Source organism: Streptomyces sp. NPDC026500 (assembly GCF_055567635.1).
Genome location: NZ_JBVHQB010000027.1, coordinates 1 through 21,424, shown reverse-complemented (window position 1 = coordinate 21,424; position 21,424 = coordinate 1). Strand labels below are relative to the sequence as shown.

Genomic DNA, 21,424 nt, shown 5'->3' with positions numbered 1-21,424 from the left:
GCATCGTTCGGAGTCGAGGACAGGGAAGTTTTCATGAGGAGACAGCACGCGGTGGAGTCGGCGGCACTGGTGACTGCCGCCCGAGCGGGCGACTCGGCGGCTCAGGACGCCCTGGTCAGCGCGTTTCTCCCCTTGGTCTACAACATCGTCGGGCGCGCCCTCAACGGCTCCGTCGATGTCGACGACGTCGTGCAGAACACCATGCTCCGCGCCCTGGACGGCCTGGACGGACTGCGTACTCCGGAGAGTTTCCGCTCCTGGCTCGTCGCGATCGCGATGAACCAGGTCCGGGCGCACTGGCGGGACCGGCAGCTCGCGCCGGGCGCCGTGGAGGAGGCTGAGGACCTCGCGGACCCCGGCGCGGACTTCGCGGACCTGACCATGATGCGGCTCCAGCTCTCAGGCCAGCGCCGGGAGACCGCCCTGGCGACCCGCTGGCTCGAACCCGACGATCGAAGCGTTCTCTCCCTGTGGTGGCTGGAGTGCGCCGGCGAACTGACCCGGGCCGAGGTGTCCGAGGCCTTGGAGCTGTCGCCGCAGCACACCGCGGTCCAAGTGCAGCGGATGAAGGCGCAGTTGGAGACGGCCCGCGTGGTGGTACGAGCCCTCGACGCGCGCCCGCCCTGCGAGGAACTGCGGGGTGTCCTCGCCTCCTGGAACGGCCGGCCCTCGGCGCTGTGGCGCAAGCGAATCGCCCGGCACGCCCGCGACTGTGTCCGCTGCTCCGGCCTGTGGAGCGGCTTGGTGCCCGCAGAGGGACTGCTGGCCGGCCTGGCGCTGATAGCCGTCTCACCTGGGCTGGTCGCGGCACTGCGGACCGCCCCCGGCGGGATGGCCGCCACCGGCTCGGCATCACAGACCTCGGTGGTCGCGGGCCACGGAGAAGCGGGCTCGGTTGGGGCAGGGCATCGCGCGCCCAGCGGCAGAGCGGCCTCGCGCAGCGAGGCTCGCCGTCGCCGACGGGTGCGGCGCCGGGCCCTGGGCGGCATGCTCGTGGCGGCCTGCGTGGCGGGCGGCGGCCTCTGGTACCTCGGTGTCGGGCCCGGAACACGAACCGACGGTGCGGCCCCCTCGCGGACCGCGGGCGACCCCGTCATGGACCTCTCGGCACCCGGCGCCACCGGCACCTCTTCACCCGCCACCGCCACGGCATCTCCGTCCTCGTCAGTGTCCGGGTCGGAAACGGCAAGGCCGAAACCCTCCAGGACACCCCGCTCTGCCGAGCCGAGTACGTCGGCAGCCGCGTCCTCGGCGCGGGCGACCCGGCGGGTGTCCGGCGTACCCCAGGCGCAGTCGGCCCCGACGAGCACCGTGGCGCAGGTGGTCGTGCTGGTGAACAAGGAGCGCGCGGCCGCCGGTTGCGGTCCTCTCACGGAGGACACGCAGCTGGAGGACGCCGCCCGGGCCCACTCCGACGACATGGCCGCCCGAGACTTCTTCGACCACACCAACCCCGACGGCGCCGACCCCGGTCAGCGCATCACCGCCGCGGGCTACCGCTGGTCCACGTACGGCGAGAACATCGCCATGGGCCAGCAGACCCCGCAGGCGGTGATGGACTCCTGGATGAACAGCCCGGGGCACCGCGCGAACATCCTCAACTGTTCGTTCAAGAACATAGGCGTCGGCGTGCACAAGGGGTCGGGCGGCCCGTGGTGGACACAGGATTTCGGGGCGAAGCAGTGACGCCGGGTGGTCGAGTGGACGAACGATGACGGTGAGGCTGGCATCTCGTAAGGGGATCCCTCGCCGAACGGACGCGCCGGAGCCGCGGCGAAATCGGAGGAGGCGGGGAACGTTTCGGCTCGGACTCTCCTCCTGACCCGCCGATGCGGTTCCGAAAGAGACCCGCCGAAGGCGAGAGGCGTTTCCATGGCATCGAGCACGACCTCGGGCAGGTCTGCTGCCCCCAGACCGCTCCCGGCCGACGAGGGGGCGGAACACCGATGGCTGGAGGTGCGCGGCGTCAGGTTGCACGTAGCCGAGTACGGAACCGGCACGCCGGTCCTGCTGTTGCACGGTTTCCCGCAGCACTGGTTCGCCTGGCACCGGGTCGCCGTCCTGGCGGCTGCCGGACACCGGCTCATCTGCCCGGACCTGCGGGGCTTCGGCTGGTCGGAGCAGACCAGGCGCGGCTACGACATCGAGGGCTTGTCCGACGACATGCTCGCACTGATAGATGCTCTTGGCCTTGACCGGATGGGCCTGGTCGGGCACGACTGGGGTGCCCATGTGGGCTTCCGGCTGTGCCTGCGGGCACCGGAGCGGTTCAGCGGCTACCTGGCGCTCAGCATGGCCCACCCGTGGGCCCGGCACCGTGCGATCCTGCCGAACCTGTGGCGGCAGTGGTACACCGCCCTCATCGAGTATCCGGTGATCGGCAAAGTCGTGCTGCGCCGGTGGCCGGCGTTCACCCGCTTCCTGCTGCGCCATCAAGTCGCCGACCGGTCGGTCTGGCAGGTCGGCGAAGTGGCCGAGTTCGCCGCCGCCGCCCGCGTCGGCGCGCACGCGGGGCAGGCCATGTTCTGGCAGTACGTCGTCCGGGACATCCCGGCGCTGCTGCGTGGCGCGTGGCGCGGGCACCGGCTCACCGTGCCGACCGTGCTGCTGGGCGGCGAGCGGGACAATGTGATCCCCCCGTCCATGCTGGCCGGCGGCGAAGGCCATGCGGACGACCTCACCGTGCGCATCGTGCCCGGCGCCGGCCACTTCCTGCCCCAGGAGGCCCCGCAAGCGGTGGCCGAGGCGATGAAGGAACTGTTCGTGACGGGCTGCTGAAGCCGCTAACGTGCGGCCGCCCGGAGCGCGACTCTGCGGACGAACGCCTGCCCGCGGCGGGCCCCGAGCAGTCGGCCGTACACCGACTGGACCGGCCGCAGGACGGCGGGACGCGTCGCACCGAGCACCGCGAAGCGCGTGCCGTCGCCCTCCGGGGCGGCGGCCATGCCACCCACCACGAGGCGCGACTGCATCAGGCACCAGCCGGGAGCCAGCCGCACCTCGAAAGCACCGCGGACACCCAGCGGTCCCACCGCCCGGGCCGGCTTGCCATCGGCGTCACCCGGCGGGACGCGGAACTCGCGCAGGAAGGGCACGAGGTGCGGCAGCTCACCCGCCAGATCCTCGGCGACCGCCCACACCTCGTCGTACGGCAGGTCCAATCGCTCCTCCGCGTACATCGCGGCATGCAGTCCTGCGGCCATCACCCGCAGCCGCGCCACGCAGTCAACGCTCATCGCTGCCACGCCTTCCGGAACACCGAACGGGCACGATGCAGACGGGACTTGACCGTGCCCGGCGCGATGTCCAGCACTTTGGCGGCAGTTTGTTCATCCAGCCCCTCCAGCTCGCGCAGTACGAGCACCGCGCGGTGATGCACCGGCATCCGCGCCAGCACGTCCCGCACCTGTACGGACAGTTCGCCGTCACCACGAGGGACGAGGTCGCGTAGGCGGGCCAGGTCATCCGGGTCGACGGCACGCTCGACAGCAGTGCGCCGCGCCACCCTTACCGCCTCGCGCACGGTGATCGTGCGCGCCCAGCCGTAGAACGCCTGCGGATCACGCAGCCCTCGCACTCCGAGGAAGATCGCCACCAGCGCCTCCTGGACGGCGTCCTCGCTGTCCGACACGGCAATCGGTCGGCACAGCCGGGTGACGTACGGCGTCACCAAGGTCAGCAATTCGTCCATCGCCAGCACGTCCCCGGTCCGTGCGGCCCGCACCAGCGCGGCCGCGGCGTCCCACGGCCGCTGGTCTTCTCCCCCCGAACCGTCCATCGCCCTCGAGATTACCGTCCTGGCCTCACCCGCCGATCGTCCGCAGCAGCATCCCTTCCGGCTGTATCCCGGCGAACCTCATGCCCTGGTTGACTGCGACGATTGGCAGGAGCGCCGCAGTCGCGAACGCCGATCTCGCGGGGTGTCGTCCCAGCCGGTGTGGGAACGTCGACCAGCCGTTCCAGCAACTGGTCGAGTGCGGCCTGGCTGTCGTCGGCGCCGCGTTCCTCGTCGCTGAGCGGGAGGCCCGCCGGCATGCGCTGAAGGTTGTCCTTGGCCTCCAGGAGCTGGCCCATGCTGGAGGTCTTGGGCGTGTAGAAGTCGCAGCGGCCGCAGGCCATGCGGTGCGGGCACTGTTCGAAGAAGGTGTAGGTGCAGTACCCGTGACCGAAGATCGTCCCATGGCCTCGGCTGGCGAAGCGGATCGGGTGCTTCACTACTGCCCGCCCTTTTGCTCCGCCCTGCCTTTGGAACGGGCCAGGCGGTAGGACTCGGTGCGACCTCAGAAGGCGTCGGCCTCGTCGACTTCCCGTTGCACCAGGGCGAACAACGGGCTCATGTCGGTGCCGGGAGGGACCTCGATGGCGACGAAGTGCTCCCCGTGCCATTCGCTGAGCAGCCCGGACTCCTCGATCGAGTTCTTGATCAGGCTGATGCTGCGGCCGAGCCGTTCGGCGTTCGCGCTCGGCCTGAGCAGTGCACGCAAGACGCGGTGTCCGCTCGTCCGGGCAACTTCGACCACGCGAGCTGCCGGTGACAGACGGACCCGGTCTCCGAGAGGGGAATGGGCCGACGCCATGCCGTTCTCAACCACGCGGAACTGACCGCGCCGCAGCTGGTCCCAGCGCAGGCCAATCCCCGGGGCCGCTTCAGGGGGAAACCGAGGCCTGCACGCGTCCGTCCCACGCGTGCGGCCCGCTGTCGGCCTTGAGAGGGGCAGGCGGCGCCATGACGCCGCGTCGCATCTGGTTCGCCGAGGACCGGAACGGCTTCGCCGAGGGCCGAGTGCCGTTGCTGGACAGCGGGGTGATCGTACGGTTCAGGATGGGTGGCGGTTCCGACGATCTGACCGTCAAGTTGCGTCCGTGCACCCGGGAGCAGCTGGCCGGCCGGTTTGCGGCCTACCTGGGAGAACGCCCGGTCGGGGCGTGTTGCGGCCTTCAGGCAACACGTTGCTCCAGGCGCAACGCAGATGCCCGTCGGCACTCTGATGGTCGTCCAACGGCCAGAGGAGGAACGCCAGCATGCGTAAGCGGCTCATTCGGTGCACCGTCGAGGAGCTCGAAGGCGTCGACCATCGCGATGTAGATCTCGCCCCGGGCCAGGGCCTGTTCGCTCTCGACCTCGGCCCGGAGGCCGAAGGCACTGGCGCCTACCGGTAGCCCGCCCACCCGATGTCACACGGCGGCTCCGACTACAACTGCGACGGGCAGCGTGGTCGGCATCGCCTCGTTCCTCACCACTTCCGACGATGAGCACGTCGCCAACCCGCGCCACGCGCAAGGCCGCCGCCAAGCTGGAGGCCGCGCACGGGCGCTGAGCCGGTACCGCGCCGCAAGGCCAAGAACCACCAGCGCGCCGTGGACAAGGTCGCGGCCCTGCAGGGCAAGGTGCACGCCAGCGGCTCGACCACGCGCGCAAAACCGCACTCGATCCGGTCCGCGAGCACGACTTCATCGCGCACGAAGACCTCAAGATCCGCAACATGAGCAAAGCCCCCGCGCCGAAGTCCGACCCCGAGCAGGTGTGCGGTTTCCTGCCCAACGGGGCAGCGGTAAAGACCGGGTGAACCGTTCGATCGCTGACGCCGGTTGGGGGGTGTTCCTCGCAGTCCCGAACGCAAAGGCTGAAAGCGTCGGCAGGGAAGTGACGGCCGTGGCCCCCCAACACCTCCCGGAGGTGGCCCGAATGCGGGCACACCGCGAAGGAGAACCGGCCCACACAGGAGAAGTTCCACTGCGTCTCGTGCGGCCACCGGGCACACGCCGACGTCGTCGGAGCAACCAACGTTCCACGGGCCGGGCTGGTCCGTCGCGACGCCAACCCGGCATCGCGAGAAGCCACCCCGTCCACGGGGTGGAGGAGTCACGCACCTGCACGGCGTCGCCGCCGACACCCGTCGGGCGGCTCGCCACCAGCAGCGTCTACCGGGGGTATCACCTCGAACTGGTAGACGCAGCAAGCTGGTTGGGGCACCGTGGACTCCGCTGCTATACGGCGCCGACCAGTGGAGGTACGTGGCGTGTCGGAGTTACGGGCGGCCGGGTCCCCCTACGCGCGCGAGTTCACGGATCTGCTGCAGACGCTCAAGAGCCGGGCGGACTGCAGCTATGAGGCACTGGCACGCCGGTCGGGGGTCAGTGGTTCCGCCTTGCAACGCTACTGTTCGGGCGTCGGCGTGCCCAACGACTTCGACCCCATCGCCCGGTTCGGCAAGGCCTCCGGGGCCAGCCCCCGCGAACTCCTGGAGCTGCACCGGCTCTGGGTGCTCGTTGACGCCGGCCGAAGACGCAGGACGCCATCGGCCGAACCAACCCCGGATCCCGCCTCGGCTGCGGGGCCGACTCCGATTCCGGCGCAGATTCCCGCTACCGCCGACACCGAGTTGGCGGAGATGTTGGTCAAGCTGCCCGGCATCGAGGTCGAGTCGGCAGGCTCAGCAGCGAACCCTCCTGTCTCATCTGCCAAGTTGCCGACCGGCAGGGCGAGTTCCGTCGCCCTGGGATCCGAGCCGGCACGGGTGCCGTTCCGTCTCCGACTGCGACATCTGCGCCGATGGCCGGTCCTCGTCGGGTGCCTGCTCGTCGTCGGCGTGACGGTGGCGGGCACCGTCCTGCTCACCGGCGGGCGTCCGGCCGGGGCCGACGCGTCGCCGAACCGTCCGCTGCTGTCGGCCAAGTGCCGCTTCGTCGCCATGGGCCATCAGGACACCTGCGTCCGTGAGCTCCAACTCCGGCTCAAGCAGGTCGGACTCGACCTCGATGTCGATAGTGCCTTCGGCCCTTTCACGCAGATGCGCGTCGTCGTCTTCCAGCTCCTCGCCGGGCTGGAGCCCAACGGCGTGGTCGACGACGGAACCAAACGCGCCCTCTACTCCGGCCGTGTCAAGGCGCATCCGTGGTCGCCCGAAAGGGTCGACCGGCGGGTCCGCGAGGTGTTCACCGAGGACGCGGACCGCGCCGGCGGCATCGCCAAGTGCGCCTCGAACCTGGACCCGCTGTACAGCCTCGGAAACACCAACGGCACGCGGAACTGGGGGGTGTTCCAGCTGTACGACGGCACCCTGCGGGAGCTGGGCGGCACGCCCCGCAAGGCGCTCGACCCCGAGTGGAACATCCAGGCCGCCCACCGTCTGTGGGCCCGTACCCACGACTTCCGGGCCTGGCCGTCGTGCGACAAGGCCTACCAGGCGGGAGCGTCGAAGTCGGGCAGGTCCAAGGGGCCGAAGGGGAAGCCGGAGCCGAGCGCCACGCCCTGACCCGCGGGCCGGAGTCGCGAACCGCACTGGCCGCATCCCGGCTCCGCCCCAGCCCATCTGCCATCCCAGCCCGCCACGTCACCGCAGGTGGAAGGGGGTGAAACAGCCCGCTGTCCCGATGTCCGGCAGATCATTGGCCGCACCGTCCGGGACTGCCATCGTCCTCTTCCGTCGCCCCCGGGCGGCCTCGACGAGGCGAAAGGGCCAAGGATGGTGGGTAGTTCCCTGCATTCCGGCGGGCGGTCGTACGGGCGGACGAGCCGACGGGCGGTGTTATTGGGCGGTGCGGTCGTGCTGGGTACGGGGATTTCAGCAGCGGCCGTGCGGTACGCCGGACCCGCGGGGGCCGCGGCGGATCCGCCGATCTCCGGCTGCGACCGCTGGGGCGCCCGGCCGCCCTCCCGGCCGGTCACAGTGCAATCCGCGCGCCCGCACAAGGTGATCGTGCATCACACGGACAGCCCCAATGTCCAGGACGGCTCACAGGCGCACGCCTTCGCGCTCGCCCGGTCGATCCAGGACTCGCATCTCGGCCGGAGCTGGATCGACTCCGGCCAGCACTTCACCGTCAGTCGCGGCGGACACGTCATGGAGGGTCGGCACCGCAGCCTGGAGACGCTGCTCGGCGGCGCCGCCGCGGTCGTGAGCGCGCACACCACGGCACAGAACACGGTCGCCATCGGCATCGAGAACGAGGGCACCTACGACGCCGTCCAGCCACCCTCGGCGCTGTACGCGTCCCTCGTGGACCTGTGCGCCACCATCTGCGCCCGGTACGGCCTGCGGGCGTACCAGATCTACGGGCACCGGGATTTCAACGACACCGACTGCCCGGGCGACCTGCTGTACGCCCGCCTGCCGCGCCTGCGAGCCGACGTCGCCGCCCGCATCGGCGGCAGCGCGGTGGCCCCCGTCTGGCCCACGCTGACCGTGGGCGTCACCGGGGAGCGCGTGCGCAGCCTCCAGTACCTGCTTCGTCAGCACGGATCCGCGCTCCCCGCCAACGGGAGCTACGGCAGAGTCACCGCGAATGCCGTCCAAGCCTTCCAGGGCGCCGTCAAGGCCGGGGTGGATGGTGTCGCCGGACAACAGACCTGGAACCAGCTCGTTGCGCCGCTCGCCACGGGCGGTTCCGGAGAGGCCGTCCGCGCCGTGCAGAGCCAACTGACCGCGCGCGGCGCCGGACTGCGGGTCGACGGTGCCTTCGGGCCCGCGACCCGAGCGGCGGTGGCCTCCTTCCAGGCCGGCGCGTCTCTGCCAGCCGACGGCGTCGTGGACGCCCGTACCTGGTGCGCGCTCGTCGCCTGACGACGCCTCCGCCCGACTCATCATCAACCAGCCGAGGAGAAGAAGCACTTGAACACGATGACCAAGCTGGGCGCCGCCCTAGGCAGCACGGCGCTCGCGACCGCACTCGCGGCCACCGGCGGCTCTGCCTGGGCCGCACCCGACGCGCCGACGACCTCCGCCTCCCCGACCGCCGTGACCAAGCTCGGACAGGCGGACGCCGCGAACCGTCTCCGGGGCGCGGGAATCACCTGGTCGTCCAGCGGCAACTGCACCAACCGCAACAACGCCCACTGCACGTCCTTCGAGCAGATCAACCTCGCCACGGTGCAGGGTGCCATCACGCTGAAGAACGCCAGCCGCTGTGCGCTCAACATCACCGGAGGCACGGAGACCGGGCACGCCTCTGGCACGTACAGCCACTGGAACGGCTACAAGCTCGACTTCAACCCGAACACCTGCCTGAGCAACTACATCACCGGCACCTTCACCTATATCGGCAGGCGGGCGGGTGACGGCGCCCCGCAGTACCGGGCCGGCTCCGGAAACATCTACGCCCGCGAGAGCACCCACTGGGACGTCCTCTTCTACACCTGCGGCTGCTGAACGCCCGCGCTCGTAACCTCCCACCCCAACGACCAAGGAATTCCCGCATGTTCGACAACCGCAGTACTTTTGGCCACCGCGTGGCCACCCGTTCCCGCACGACCATGCGCCGTGCGGCCATGAGTACGACCGCCGTCTGCCTGCTGGCCGCGGCGGGCGTCGCGGCGCTGCCCGCGGCGCAGGCCTCCGCGACGTCGTCGGCGTTGTGCTCGACCACACTCAGCCAGGGCGCGAGCGGGTCGTGCGTGTCCGCGCTGCAGACCAGACTCGACCAGCTCGGTGCCCACCTCACGGTGGACGGCTCCTTCGGACCGGCCACCCGCAACGCCGCCGAGGCGTTTCAGGGCCGTGCCGACCTGGCTGTGGACGGCGTCGTGGGCCCGGCCACCCAAAGCCGTCTCAGCAATCCGGGATCGGTGAACCTGAACACCCGGTCCGCCGCCCAGATCGAGACGATGATCCGCCAGACGTTTCCCGACAACCTGGAAGCCAAGGCGATCCGCGTCGCCCGCTGCGAGTCCGGCCTCAACGAGATAGCCGTCGGCCGCAACAACAACGGATCGCGCGACTTCGGCGTGTTCCAGTTCAACAACGGCGGGACGCTGGAGCCTTACCTCGGCACCACGGCGCGTGCCCTGGACGCCCCGCAGAACATCGCCGCCGCCTACCGTCTCTACCAGGCCCGCGGCTGGCAGCCCTGGACCTGCCGCAACGCCTGATCCCTTCTCCGAGCGGCTACGGCCTCGTCCATATTCGGGCCCCCTACCCGGACGACTCGCGGCCGTGGCTGCGCCGCCCGCCGAACCATTCGGCGGGCGGCGCCCCGCGACCGACCCCACGCCGCGACGGGCCTCGTGCCATGTCCCCCTCTGAGGGGAGCGGATCACCCGTGGGCGGGGCTCAGGACGGCTTCGTCGCTGTCACGGCCTCGAGGCGACCCGTGGGCCAGCGTACTTACACCGCCTTCAAACACCGCGCCTCCGAGGGCCAGTTGCTGATCCGCACCGTGATTGTCCCGTCGGTGAACTCGGTGACGCATATGTTGCTCAAGTACCTTGTTGGTTCTCACTGGCTTGTGCAAAGGCGAGCCGTCCATGCAGGGGGTAACGGCCCGGTCTTTCCTTGACCCGTTGCCCCACAGGGCCCGATTCGCCGACGGGTGAATTCACACTCCCCGCACCGGTGCCAATAGGTACGCACCAAAGGAATCCATTCCGTGTCCACCGCCCACCCCCCTCGGCCTCCTTACCCACCGTCGTCCAGCGGGGTTCCCGAAGAATCCGACGAGTCGCTCAGCGAGCGCCTTAGAAACGGCCCGGACAGTAAGGTCGCCCATTCCGTCGCGCTGTTGACAACGCGCCACTGGCAGCCCGTGCACGACTACGCGGCCATCTGTCTCACCAGCACCGGGGCCGTCGCTGCGATGGTCACCGCGGCCGCGTTCCACCAGGTCTTCGACCGTTTGACGCTGGGCGATCCGGGGATCCCCCTGCGCCCAAGACTGCTCGTGACCGTGCGCGACACCATACGCGACTGGTCCAGGGAGGAGCGATTATCAGACACCCTGTCGGAGCTTCGGAAACCCGCCGGCGCGCGCGGGATGCGGGCGACTCACTCGCCGACCCCAGAAAATCGCCGGCTCGCAGAGCGGTCATTCGAATCACTTCCCGGACCTGCCCAGTGCCTGCTGTGGCACGCTGAGGTCGAGGCCGAGCCCCTTACCGTTGCGGCCGGCTTGCTCGGGATGGACGTCCGCTCCGCGTCGGTCGCTCTCGATCGCATGCGTGAACAATTCCGCGAGGGCTGTGTTAGGGGCCATCGCGAACTCGCGCCGACGAAGGAATGCCGCTTCTACAACCGCCTCCTCGACGTTCCGATTCGACGTGGCGGTGCACTGTTGCCGGACGTTCGGCAACATATTGCGAAGTGTGCATTCTGTGGTTACGCCGCCGAACAACTGAGCCATTTTGGGGGCGGGTTGGGGGCGCTGCTCGCAGAGACAGTGCTCGGCTGGGGCGCCCGCCGCTACCTCGACTCGCGCCCGGGCCGGGCAGCCCAAGGGGCGCGCACGTGCGGTTCCGCCCGGCGCAGTGCCGGACACCGGCGCGGGGGACGCCGCGGCGACGCGGGCATCAAGGGCGGGATGCGGCGGTGGACCAGGATCTCCGCGCCCGCCCTTCCGGGGCCGAGGGGAGCGGGTGACTCCCGCGTGCTGCTCGCCGGCGTCGGCATCGCCTCGGCCGTGGTCCTCGCGACCGTGCTGTCGAGCAGCTTCGAGCGCGGCGGCGGGGCCGACCCGGTCGCCTCGACCACCGCGAGCGCCGCCCAGGGCATGTCACCCAGCGCCGGCTCGCAGACCCCTCCGGTCGGCGCCACCGGGCCACAGCGGACGCGGCTGCGCAACGCCGCCGCCGGCCTGTGCCTGGACGTCCGGGGCGAGCCGAAGGTAGGGGCGGCCGCCCAGCTCATGACCTGTTCCTCGTCGCTCAAGCAGGAATGGTCGTACGAGGCCGACGGATTGCTGCGCAGCGGAGTTGACCCCGGTCTGTGCCTGAACTCGCATGCGGACGCCGGCGTAGTCGTCCTCGGCACCTGCGCGGACCAGCAGACAAGGAGGGGCAACGACGTTCGCTACGACCTCACCGTGCGGGGCGAGTTGTTCCCCCGTTGGCAGGAACAGCTCGCCCTCACCTCCACCATGCCCGACCCGGGCGCCGATATCGTCGTCGAGGTCCGCGACGGCTCCGTCGGCCAGCGCTGGCTGACCGACTCGCCGTCGGCGCGCCACGCGTCCCCCTGATCGGCACACGTGAGACGGTCACCGCTCCCACCCGCCGTGACGCACGCCATACCGGGCGAGGGGAATGGCCTGCCGACGTTCGCCATTATGAATACCGAACCGCTCGGTTTGCTAACTGAGTCACAGACAACTTCACCCCGAAGAAGCGTCCCACCCCACCGGAGAACACGCCGTGAGCTCACCTCGCACCCTGATCGTCCTCGCCCACCCGAACATGACCGCGTCGCGGGCCAACGCCGCTCTGGTCGAGGCAGTCGAGGACCTCGACCATGTCACCGTCCACGACCTGTACGGGACCTACTCCGACTTCCGTGTCGATGCCGCGCGCGAGCAGCAGCTCATCCGGGAGCACGACAGGATCGTGCTGCAGTTCCCGTTCCAGTGGTACTCGATGACCCCGCTGCTGAAGCTCTGGATGGACAGCGTTTTGAGCATGGGCTTCGCCTTCACCTTCGACGGCTCGCCGTCGGAGATGCGCGGCAAGCAAGTCCTGCTGACCGTGACCGTGGGCAACACCACCGAGTCCTACACCCGCGAGGGCTTCAACAACTCCACCGTGGACGAGCTGCTGATACCGATGCACCGCAGCCTGGAGATCTGTCAGGTCGACTTCCGTGGCGCCTTCAAGGTCCACGGTGTGATGTTCGGCATCTCAGACGAGGACCTCGCCCTGCACGCCAAGAACTATCGCGAACTGTTCAGCACGGCCGTCATCCCCGCCCAGGTCTGACACCGCATCACGCCGTCCCCTGGGGCGGCGGGAGCACGGCACCGGCCCGCCGCCCCGCCCCGCTCTGCCCGCGGCCGTGCCGCGCCGCCCACGCCGCGCCTTTCTTGGAGTTCCCGTTGCTTTGATCATCAAGTGATCTCAGCAATCCCGGCGTCTCCGCCTTCGCCTCTCTCGCGCTGACCCACCACGTCCACGGTCTGACCGAGGCGGGCGCGAACCCCGCAGTCGCCGCGACCGGCGGCTGCGACCTCGCCCCGGGGGGGCGGGCTGGTGGAAGGCGGGGAAACGGTGGAGGAGGCGGTCCAGTCCGTCCATCTGGCCGCGGTGCGGCTGCTGGGCTGCGGCGGGAAGGGCTGCGAGGATGTCGGTGCGCGTCATCGGCGCGGGTGCGGGGGGGCGAACAGCCGTGCGACGCAGGAGAGCAAGTCGTCTCCACGGACGCCGCGTTCGGCGTCCTTCCAGGTCCCCTTGTGCAGCTCGTGCCGGGCGAAAGGCTCGCCGAGAAGCTGCAGGGCGTCCAGGCCGATCCGGGAGAGCGTCGCGCGGGCCCGTGGGAGGCGGGCGCGACTGTGGTGCGCGTAGATACCGGCGGCGGCCGCGAGTGCGCCATTAGGGAGTGGCCGGACAGCGGTAGTGCCGTGTACCGCCTGCTCGGCCGCGCCGATCCTTCCGAGCACGGCCCGCAGGGCGGGCCAGTCCCGGGCGGCGACATCGTGGCGGATCACCTTCTGGAAGGGGACATTCGCTGGTCACGTTCTTTCCGGACACGCCCCGGGTCCGGACACGCCCCGGGTCCGGACACGCCCCGGGTCCGGACACGCCCCGGGTCCGGAAATGCCTCGGGTCCGGACACGCCTCAGCTGACGTGCCAGCCGGGTTCGAGGCGGTCGAGGAGAGCGCGGAAGGCCGCGTCGGTCCGGTCCGGGGCGCCTTCGGCCAAGGAAGCGACGAGCAGGCCGAAGGTCGCGTCGACCAGGAGGGTGGCCTCCGTTCGGGCTCGGACCTCGGTCAGGCCGAGGCCGCGGAAGGCGGAGGTGAGCAGGCCGGTCCACTCGGTCAGTACGTCGTGCATCACGGGCCCGTACCGGTCGGAGTGAATGAGGCTGGCGGTCATGATCTCGAGGTAGAGGGGGAGCGCGGGCCGCAGGTCGGGTGCGCGGAACTGCTGCCAGGTCTCCTCCATGAAACGGCGGACTCCCGCAGGATCCCGCGGGGAGGCCGCGGGATCGAGCATGCTCCGGGCCCGCAGGAGCGGTCGCCTCTCGTCGAGGGCGAGCGCCTCGGCGACCATGTCGTCCTTGGTCCCGAAGTAGTACAGGAGCATGCGGTCGCTGGTCCCCAGCGCTCGGGCGAGAGGGCGCAGGGACAGGTCGGCGAGGCCGTTGCGAATCAAGTACGCGCGGACCCGGTTGATCAGATCGCGTCGCTTGGCCTGGTCGGGCGGCCGTGGCATGGGGGCTCCCCACAGGGGCTGTGGTGTGGCTACCGTGTGGTGACGTGACACCGAACACATCCCATATGCCCGGATAGGTACTCTTGGAAAGAATTCTTACCGTAGCGAGTGCTACATGTATATTTGTTATCGTGACGGGCGTTACGTGAACGCGTGACCTGGCGCATGCCCGGACCGGTCGTCGACGGGTCCGCTCCGCTCCGGCAGTCTGGTCGCCAGCAGTGCAGAAGGGACTGATTCTCATGGCCCCGGGGGCCATCGACTTCCCGGCGATATCTCGTCGGGGGCGTTTCGCCCGGCTCTACCGTCGCCCTGAGGGATCAGGGCGCAAAGAGGCCGCGAAACGCGATCAGGAGAAGCAGGAGAAGGACGGATCCGCACCGGCAGCACCCACCTCGTGGCTCGCCCGGAACCGGGCTCTCTGGTCGCGCGCGCTCGAACCCATTCGGCCGTTCGACGCGCCCCGCGCCCGAGTCACCCCCTGGGACGCCTCCTGGCCCTTGTCACGGGAGCTGACCTCGGCCCGCCGGGCCCGCCACCTGGTGACGGCACAGCTGGACGAGTGGAGCCTGGAAGACCTGGCCGAGACCGCCGAGCTCCTGGTCAGCGAACTGGTCACCAACGCCCTGCGTCACACGCGCGGCCCGCTGCGGCTCAACTTGTGCGTGCGCGGCGACCGCTTGCTGTGCGAGGTCGAGGACACGGAACCGGCCCGCCCCGTACGTCGCGAGGCCGACGCCGACGCGGAAGGCGGACGCGGTACCGAACTGCTCGAGCTGCTCGCCGAGAGCTGGGGCAGCACGTGTACACCCACCGGCAAGACCATGTGGTTCGAGATGCCGACAGAGACCCCGTCGTAATCCCTGCTGGGCCCTCACCGGCGGGAATCGAACCGCCGCGACCGGCCCCGCTCCCGACCTCCCGCCGTGCCTCTCCTGCTGTGACCGCTCCAGCCCCGTCGATGGGGTGGCGGGCAGCGACCGCCTAACGCCGACGTTCCCCCCGCCGCGGAAGCAAGGCGCCGAGAGTCGCCGCCACGGCCGTCCCGAGCAGCAGCCCGCCCCAGGGCGCGCCCTCGAGCGAGCCGTCGCGGACCCATGCGTACGCAACGAAGCCGAGGCCGCCGCCCAGGAGGAAGAAGGCCCCGCCGCGCAGCGCGAACCACCATCTAGGACGCTCTGTCGTTGACGTCACGACGAGGAGTATCCCCGTACGACACCAAGGGAAACCGAAGTCGACGACCACTTCGGCGGCCCCGCTCCGGCGTACCCGGCGACTAGCGGGTCGAATGCTCAGGTAAGGGTGGCCACGCGGGTGGCGAGGAAGTCCAGCAGCGCGGCGTTGAACCGCCCCGGTTGTTCGGCACCGGGGAGGTGGCCGGCGCCGTCGATGACGCTCAGGACCGCGTGCGGGACGAGCTCATGGATGGCCTCGGCGTCGGCGACCGGCGTGTACACGTCGTCGGTGCCGACGACGATCAGCACGGGGGACCGCACGGCGGCGAGGGTGTCCCGATAGTCGGGACGTTCGGCCCGGCCGCGCAGGGCTGCCGCGGCACCGCGGGGATCAGTGGCGCGCATCATGCTCAGGACGTGCTCGGCGACGTCCGGCATCGCGGTCACGTTGTAGGCGGCGAGCATCTTGCCGATGACCTCGTCCGCGTAACCGTCCATCCCCTCCGTCAGGAGACGGTCGGCGAGCCGGTTGCGGAAGGCCTTGCCCTCGTCCGTCTCGGCCGGAGCGGAGGTGTCCGACAGGACGAGGGCGCGTACACGCCTGGCGTGGCCGCGCTGTAGTTCCATCGCGATCTGCCCGCCCATCGAGACGCCGCCCACCACTGCCTGCTCGATGCCCAGGTGATCCAGGAGCGCGACGAGGTCGTCGGCGAAGTCGGCGAGATACACGGTGCCGGCTTCCACTCCGCTGTCGCCGTAGCCGCGCAGGTCCGGGGTGATGGCACGGTGTCCGGCCGCGGCGAGCGCTTCGGCCTGCGGGGCCCACAGGGTCCGGTTGAAGGGATGTCCGTGGATCAGCAGGACCGGGAGGCCGTCCGAGGGGCCGGTGTCGTCGTAGTGGAGCGTCGTACCGCGCAAGGCCGTGGAAGTCATACCGGGCACCCTAGCCTCAAGATCATCCCGAGGGGCCGGAGTGCGTCACGACCGCCGGTGCGGGGATCGGGTGCGGCTGCCCCGTTACCCGTCACGCTCGGCCGGGTGCCCTGCCGAAACCGTCCGTCAGATGCGGCGATGGCCCGGCGGGAGCGCGAGGTTGAACGCGCCGGCCGGGCCATCGACTGGGAAGGGACGGGACTACTCCGCCTCGTACCGGGCTCCGTAGGAGTCACCGGCTCCCGCGTCGCTGTACTGGGTGGCCCGCCCATCGTCGGCGGGCCACTGGGTTGATGACGACGACCAGCCGTCGGCCTGCCGGCCACCGGGTGCCGTCGGCGCCGGAGAGTCCTCGATGCCGGACACCTGCACCGGAATCCGGGGTCCCCGCGCCACTACTTTGGAGCGTCCCTCGGACGACTTGTTCCACTCGCCGGCTCCGAGGATCAGGACCGGGTCGAACATGACGATGGCCGCGGCGAGGATGAGGAAGATGATCGGGCCCAGGAGCATCGGCAGCAGGAGCGAGGTGCCTTCCTGGCCGCCGACGGCCTCTTGCATACCGTTGTGGAGATGGACGCTTACGGCGGCCATGCCCGTGTAGTGCATGCCGGTGACAGCCAGGCCCATGACAAGGCTGGCGCCGAGGGTGCGGAGGAAGCCCTGCACGGAGACGGCGGCCCACAGCGCGGCGGTCGCCGCGACGAGGGCGATGACCACGGACAGGGTCACGGTGAACGCGTTGTAGCGGAGGTCTCCGTTGAGCTGCATCGCAAACATGCCGAGGTAGTGCATCGTCGCGACGCCGAGGCCGGTGATGCTCCCGCCCACGGTGAGGGCGGTTCGCGTGGCGCCGCGATGCCCGACGATGAACACGCCCGCGGAGACCACCACGATCGCCACGACCAGACTGAGCACGGTCAACGGGACGTCGTAGGTTACGGGCGTCTCCGCCACGGAAAAGCCGGTCATGGCGATGAAGTGCATCGTCCAGATGCCACAGCCGAGAGCGCTGGCTCCCAGTGCGAGCCAACCCAGCCTCCAGCCGGGCTCGTGGTGCACCGTCCGCACCACACAGCGCAGCCCCAACGCCGAGCCCACACAGGCCATGACGTAGGCGGCCACCGGTGTGACCAGCCCGTAGCTGAAGCCGTCGATCGTGCCGTTCATCCGCTCCCTAACGCTTTTCTGCTGACATAGCAGGGACATTGAGCCCTTTTCCTGGTAGCGATAGCAAATTCTCAAGGCGTTGTTGATTGAATCTTGCAGGATTGTTATCGGTGCCGTGCGGGCGTCCGTCCCGGCCGGTCGTGACGGGGTTCGAGCTCTTTCACGTCCCAGGGGCCGGACCGGGAATTTAGAGCGGTCCTTCCGGCCTTGTGCAGTTCGGTGCCACGTTGCTGTGACGGCGGGGGAGACGGACCGCCGGGAGCTCGCGCGGTGGCGCCTGTGCGAGTCCGACGAAGACGAGGAAGAAGGGTGCGTGCGATGAGCCGGAACGAGGAGAAGGCGCTGCTGGCGGGCGGCTGCTTCTGGGGCGTGCAGGATCTGATCAGGACGTTCCCGGGCGTGCTGGACACGCGGGTGGGATACAGCGGTGGCGACGTGGCCAACGCGACGTATCGCAACCATGGCACGCATGCCGAGGCGATCGAGATCACGTTCGATCCCACGAAGACCGACTACCGGACGATCCTGGAGTACTTCTTCCAGATCCATGACCCGTCGACGAAGAACCGGCAGGGCAACGACATCGGTCTCAGCTACCGGTCCGCCATCTTCTACGTCGACGACGAGCAGAAGCGTGTCGCCGAGGAGACCATCGCGGATGTCGACGCCTCCGGGCTGTGGCCGGGGAAGGTCGTGACCGAGGTGGCGCCGGCCGGTCCGTTCTGGGAGGCGGAGCCGGAACACCAGGACTACCTCCAGCGCTACCCCGACGGCTACACCTGCCACTTCGTACGTCCGAACTGGCGGCTGCCGAGGCGCGCGGAATCCTGAGCCGGCCCTGACGCCCCGTGCCCGCCCCGGTTGCGAGCCATGGCGTCGCGCCCGCGCCGGTTGCGGGCGGACGCCATGAGCCCGTGCCGGGTACGGGCGCCCGGCTCCCGTGCCGGGTATGGGCGGGTTCCTCGCCCTCACGTCTGTGCCGGTTACGGGGCGGGTGTCATGAGCCCGTGCCGGGTTCCGGCAGGTGTTTCGAGTCCGCTTCGTAGGTGCCGTGCGCCCGTGCCGGGTGAGGCAGGTGTTTTCCGTCCGTGTCGGGTGCGCGTGGTGCCGTGCGCCCGTGCCGGTGTGGGCGGTGCTTCGCGGTTGCGCCGACCGTGGGTGGGTGTCTTGTGCCTGTGTCGGCCGTGGTTGCGGGTTCTTCGTTCGTGCGTCGCTGATGTCGGCCGGGGCGTTCCCACGCAGCGGTGGCGGCCCGGCCGTCCTTGACTGTTCGCGGCTGCCCACGCCGTTCGCGGGTCGGCGGTGGGGCGGCGGCAGTTGGCCGTCGGCGGACGGCAGGGCGTGCGGTCATTCATGACCATGGCCGCCACCGCCGTCGCGGCCAGGACCACTGCCGTGGCCCCCGGCCCCCAACGCGTGCTGGGCCGCGCCGCGCGCGTCGTCGGCCGCCCCCGGATGGATGCCGCCCGATGACCGCGACACCGAGTGTGCCGCCGAGTTGCCGGCTGCTGGGCGTGACGGTGTCCGCGCTGCTGTGGATATGCAGGTCGCCCCAGCACACCTGGACACGGTGGCGACAGCGCCGGCGCGCCGCGACGACCTCGCGGTGGTCGCGGCGACGACCGCCCGACGAACCTCGTCGCCCACGTGCTGTGCCGTGACGCGGGGGCCCTGCACCACTATCTGACGCGCCCGGTGGCCTAGGACGCCGTCACGCGGATCGAGACGGCACCGGTACTGCGCACCTACAAGGCGGCGGCGACACTGCGCGCTGGCTGACTCCGGCGCCGAAACGGCGGGCGGACGGAGCCACGTAGGCGCTGTCCGGATCTGGGGCTGATTTCCGACGGCCGGGTGTTCCTGACCGAGGCGCAGGCCCTGCTGCGCCATGCCGACCGGCTGGAGAACCTCGGGCGACGGCTCGGCCGCGGGGAGGAAGGCGGCCTGTGCGTCGGATACGTGGCCGATGCCATGCGTACGGGTGTCCTGCCCTCGGCCCTGCGCACCCTGCGTGATCAGCGCCCAGGAAATCCACGTGGCGCCGTACGACCAGGAGTCGGCCGAGCAGTTCGAGGGCCTGCGCCTGCGCAGCCTGGACATCGCGTTGGTGCGCACGCCGCCGCCCGAGGACGACGCGGACCTGAACGCAGCGGCGTTGCTGCGGGACCCGTTGCTGCTCGCGTTGCCCGAAAAAGCATCCCCTCGCCCTGACGGAGGAGTTGACGCCCGAGGCACTTGACGGGCAGCCGTGGATCGCGGTGGGCGACGCCCAGGATCCGGTGTGGCGTGACACGTTCGTCGCGTCCTGTGTCGCCTCCGGCTTCACGCCGGACATCCGTCTCGACGCGGCCGACCCCCTCACCGCGCTGGGTCTGGTCGCGTCCGGTCTGGGTCTCGCGCTCATCCAGAAGAGCATGCTGCGCGGCACTTCCGAAGGGGTCGCGGTACGCGAACTGCCCTGGTACGAAGGGTCCGTTCAGCTGTGGGACGCCTGGCACCGGGTTGATCTGCGGCCCGTCGTGGCCGCGTTCCATGAAACGGTGCTCGCGGACCGGGCCGCAACCTGAGCGGAGGCGGAGACACGCGCACCGACACCGAGGCTCAGCAGGCCGCCGCCGCCGACTTCACGCAGATCTTCCCGTCGCGCATGCGGAACACCTCGGCCATCGACATGCGCATCACCTCTCCTGTGTCACGCATCACCGTTCCGGTGAGCTCGGCCATGACCACGTCGTCCTCCTCGACCATGCGCACGACCTCCAGCTGGGGAGGCGGGACGAAACCGGGGCCTTCGATGGCGGCGTCGTACGCCTCCTTTCCGGTCAGATGGAAGCCGCCGAAGACTGTCCACTGGATGTCATCGGTCAGGCAACTCAGGATCTGTGCGTGATCGTTCTTGCGGAAACCGTCCAGATAGGTCTCGACGGTCTGCTTGTTCCGGGACATGGCTCCTGCTTTCCTGCGCAAGGAAGGGTGAAAGGACAACTGCATCGCTCTCCGGAGGTCCTGAACCGGACCGTAAACCGTTGAGGCACCTCCATAGCGCTGCTGAGCGCGGGAGGCAAGCGGCGCTCACTCGAAGGTGTGGTCCGTACGGCAGATAGAGTGACGGTCCTCGAAAGGCGTAGTGTCATATGCCTGTTGCCCAGGGCAGGTGGGTAACTCGCAGGCGGGGGCCAGGGGAGAGGACGGCATCACGAGATGACGAGCACCGACTGGAGCGACCGAGGATTGTGCCGCACGGCCGATCCTGACGACCTGTTCGTCGAGGGCGCCGCGCAGAACCGGGCCAAAATACTGTGCATCGGCTGCCCCGTACTCACCGAGTGCCTCGCCTATGCGCTGGACCACCGCATCGAGCACGGCGTATGGGGAGGTATGACCGAGCGCGAGCGCCGGGCCCTGCTGCGCCGGCGTCCGACGGTCACCTCCTGGCTGCACCTCCTGGAGACGGCCCGTGTGGAGCACGAACGCACCCACGACGCCACGGCTGTCGCGCACAGGGCGAGCTGACGTCCCGCACCTCCGCGCGCACGAGGCTCCGGAGGGCCTTTTGGCTCGCCGTGTTCTTCCAGCTCAGCGCGCTGCAATTGTCCTGTTGCGAGTGGGCCGTCCGCGAATGCTCCACGGCTCGGAGGTTGGTTGTACCTGCCGGCTTCGCCGAGGCTCTCTTGGATCCCGGTCGGCGTGCGCCGCGTCCAGCGCGACGATACGGCGCAGGGTTTCGGGCCGCTGGGATGCTGGTTGCTGAGAGTGCTGGCTGGTGACCGCACCACCTGCGCCATACGCCCGTTGGCGTCGCGCGGAAGGGATGGGATGGCGTGCCGACCGCGAGGTGTTCGCTGACGAGCCACATCACGTCCAGGTTCTGGGCACAGGCGGGTCCGGGCGTAACACGATGTCGTTGGCCATAGCGGCAACCTAGTAGTGCCTGGTCAGGTTGATATGGATGTTGGTATGTCGCGGTGGCAGGTGGGGCAGGCGCCGGTCCAGAGGGCGAGGAGTGTCTGCAGC

Annotated in this window: 21 protein-coding genes and 2 pseudogenes; 14 read left to right on the top strand and 9 right to left on the bottom strand. The window is 69.8% G+C overall.

Going from position 1 to position 21,424, the window contains the following annotated elements:
- The first annotated feature begins 33 nt into the window (after positions 1–33).
- Positions 34–1,686: a sigma-70 family RNA polymerase sigma factor gene (locus ACZ4N5_RS35690; RefSeq protein WP_467761180.1), complete on the top strand. Its 1,653-nt coding sequence runs from the start codon at positions 34–36 to the stop codon at positions 1,684–1,686.
- 186 nt (positions 1,687–1,872) lie between these two features.
- Positions 1,873–2,778 (top strand): alpha/beta fold hydrolase, encoded by a 906-nt coding sequence (locus tag ACZ4N5_RS35685; RefSeq protein ID WP_467761179.1) that lies wholly within the window; start codon positions 1,873–1,875, stop codon positions 2,776–2,778.
- Positions 2,779–2,783: 5 nt separating this feature from the next.
- Here the strand turns inward: ACZ4N5_RS35685 and ACZ4N5_RS35680 are convergent, their stop codons facing one another.
- The 4 genes from ACZ4N5_RS35680 to ACZ4N5_RS35665 all read right to left on the bottom strand — a co-directional run bounded on the left by ACZ4N5_RS35680 (position 2,784) and on the right by ACZ4N5_RS35665 (position 4,613).
- Positions 2,784–3,236, bottom strand: coding sequence for a hypothetical protein (locus ACZ4N5_RS35680; RefSeq protein WP_467761178.1), 453 nt, complete (start codon positions 3,234–3,236; stop codon positions 2,784–2,786).
- Positions 3,233–3,691 carry an RNA polymerase sigma factor gene (locus ACZ4N5_RS35675; protein ID WP_467761258.1) on the bottom strand — a complete coding sequence of 153 codons (459 nt, stop codon included), beginning with the start codon at positions 3,689–3,691 and terminating at the stop codon, positions 3,233–3,235. The genes ACZ4N5_RS35680 and ACZ4N5_RS35675 overlap by 4 nt, the downstream gene beginning before the upstream one ends.
- A gap of 98 nt (positions 3,692–3,789) precedes the next feature.
- On the bottom strand, positions 3,790–4,215 hold the full coding sequence (locus ACZ4N5_RS35670) for a hypothetical protein (RefSeq protein WP_467761177.1): 426 nt from the start codon (positions 4,213–4,215) through the stop codon (positions 3,790–3,792).
- A gap of 65 nt (positions 4,216–4,280) precedes the next feature.
- Entirely contained in the window at positions 4,281–4,613 is a 333-nt protein-coding gene (locus ACZ4N5_RS35665; protein WP_467761257.1) for a DUF4265 domain-containing protein, read from the bottom strand.
- A gap of 409 nt (positions 4,614–5,022) precedes the next feature.
- Here ACZ4N5_RS35665 and ACZ4N5_RS35660 point away from each other — a divergent pair, with 409 nt between their 5' ends.
- The 8 genes and pseudogenes from ACZ4N5_RS35660 (at position 5,023) to ACZ4N5_RS35625 (ending at position 12,679) form a co-directional block, all read left to right on the top strand.
- Positions 5,023–5,160, top strand: a complete 138-nt coding sequence (locus tag ACZ4N5_RS35660) for a hypothetical protein (RefSeq protein WP_467761176.1) — start codon at positions 5,023–5,025, stop codon at positions 5,158–5,160.
- A 548-nt stretch (positions 5,161–5,708) separates the two neighbouring features.
- Positions 5,709–5,951, top strand: a pseudogene (locus tag ACZ4N5_RS35655) (hypothetical protein); the annotation flags it as partial.
- 69 nt (positions 5,952–6,020) lie between these two features.
- Positions 6,021–7,256 (top strand): peptidoglycan-binding protein, encoded by a 1,236-nt coding sequence (locus tag ACZ4N5_RS35650; protein ID WP_467761175.1) that lies wholly within the window; start codon positions 6,021–6,023, stop codon positions 7,254–7,256.
- A gap of 210 nt (positions 7,257–7,466) precedes the next feature.
- The gene (locus tag ACZ4N5_RS35645; protein ID WP_467761174.1) at positions 7,467–8,564 is read left to right on the top strand and encodes a peptidoglycan recognition protein family protein; all 1,098 of its coding nucleotides are present in this window, start codon (positions 7,467–7,469) and stop codon (positions 8,562–8,564) included.
- A 57-nt stretch (positions 8,565–8,621) separates the two neighbouring features.
- Positions 8,622–9,149 (top strand): hypothetical protein, encoded by a 528-nt coding sequence (locus ACZ4N5_RS35640; protein WP_467761256.1) that lies wholly within the window; start codon positions 8,622–8,624, stop codon positions 9,147–9,149.
- Between the two features lie 47 nt (positions 9,150–9,196).
- Entirely contained in the window at positions 9,197–9,868 is a 672-nt protein-coding gene (locus tag ACZ4N5_RS35635; RefSeq protein ID WP_467761173.1) for a peptidoglycan-binding protein, read from the top strand.
- A 497-nt stretch (positions 9,869–10,365) separates the two neighbouring features.
- Positions 10,366–11,949: an RICIN domain-containing protein gene (locus tag ACZ4N5_RS35630; RefSeq protein WP_467761172.1), complete on the top strand. Its 1,584-nt coding sequence runs from the start codon at positions 10,366–10,368 to the stop codon at positions 11,947–11,949.
- 172 nt (positions 11,950–12,121) lie between these two features.
- On the top strand, positions 12,122–12,679 hold the full coding sequence (locus ACZ4N5_RS35625; RefSeq protein ID WP_467761171.1) for an NAD(P)H-dependent oxidoreductase: 558 nt from the start codon (positions 12,122–12,124) through the stop codon (positions 12,677–12,679).
- Positions 12,680–13,053: 374 nt separating this feature from the next.
- Here ACZ4N5_RS35625 and ACZ4N5_RS35620 read toward each other — a convergent pair whose 3' ends face one another.
- Positions 13,054–13,404 (bottom strand): hypothetical protein, encoded by a 351-nt coding sequence (locus ACZ4N5_RS35620; protein ID WP_467761170.1) that lies wholly within the window; start codon positions 13,402–13,404, stop codon positions 13,054–13,056.
- Positions 13,405–13,535: 131 nt separating this feature from the next.
- Entirely contained in the window at positions 13,536–14,132 is a 597-nt protein-coding gene (locus tag ACZ4N5_RS35615; RefSeq protein WP_467761169.1) for a TetR/AcrR family transcriptional regulator, read from the bottom strand.
- 242 nt (positions 14,133–14,374) lie between these two features.
- On the opposite strand from ACZ4N5_RS35615, the gene ACZ4N5_RS35610 reads away from it, so the two are divergent.
- Positions 14,375–14,992 carry an ATP-binding protein gene (locus ACZ4N5_RS35610; protein ID WP_467761168.1) on the top strand — a complete coding sequence of 206 codons (618 nt, stop codon included), beginning with the start codon at positions 14,375–14,377 and terminating at the stop codon, positions 14,990–14,992.
- Positions 14,993–15,424: 432 nt separating this feature from the next.
- Here ACZ4N5_RS35610 and ACZ4N5_RS35605 read toward each other — a convergent pair whose 3' ends face one another.
- Positions 15,425–16,240: an alpha/beta fold hydrolase gene (locus tag ACZ4N5_RS35605; RefSeq protein ID WP_467761167.1), complete on the bottom strand. Its 816-nt coding sequence runs from the start codon at positions 16,238–16,240 to the stop codon at positions 15,425–15,427.
- A 201-nt stretch (positions 16,241–16,441) separates the two neighbouring features.
- Entirely contained in the window at positions 16,442–17,410 is a 969-nt protein-coding gene (locus ACZ4N5_RS35600) for an MHYT domain-containing protein (protein WP_467761166.1), read from the bottom strand.
- A 318-nt stretch (positions 17,411–17,728) separates the two neighbouring features.
- Between ACZ4N5_RS35600 and msrA the strand changes: the two genes are divergently transcribed.
- Both msrA and ACZ4N5_RS35590 read left to right on the top strand, forming a co-directional pair.
- Positions 17,729–18,241, top strand: a complete 513-nt coding sequence (gene msrA / locus ACZ4N5_RS35595; protein ID WP_351864515.1) for a peptide-methionine (S)-S-oxide reductase MsrA — start codon at positions 17,729–17,731, stop codon at positions 18,239–18,241.
- 1,005 nt (positions 18,242–19,246) lie between these two features.
- A pseudogene (locus ACZ4N5_RS35590) lies at positions 19,247–19,977 on the top strand (LysR family substrate-binding domain-containing protein); the annotation flags it as partial.
- 34 nt (positions 19,978–20,011) lie between these two features.
- On the opposite strand, the gene ACZ4N5_RS35585 reads toward ACZ4N5_RS35590, so the two are convergent.
- A complete protein-coding gene (locus ACZ4N5_RS35585; protein WP_467761165.1) occupies positions 20,012–20,356 on the bottom strand; it encodes a nuclear transport factor 2 family protein in 345 nt (114 codons plus the stop codon).
- Positions 20,357–20,611: 255 nt separating this feature from the next.
- Between ACZ4N5_RS35585 and ACZ4N5_RS35580 the strand changes: the two genes are divergently transcribed.
- On the top strand, positions 20,612–20,923 hold the full coding sequence (locus tag ACZ4N5_RS35580) for a WhiB family transcriptional regulator (RefSeq protein ID WP_355843212.1): 312 nt from the start codon (positions 20,612–20,614) through the stop codon (positions 20,921–20,923).
- The last annotated feature ends 501 nt before the right edge of the window (positions 20,924–21,424 follow it).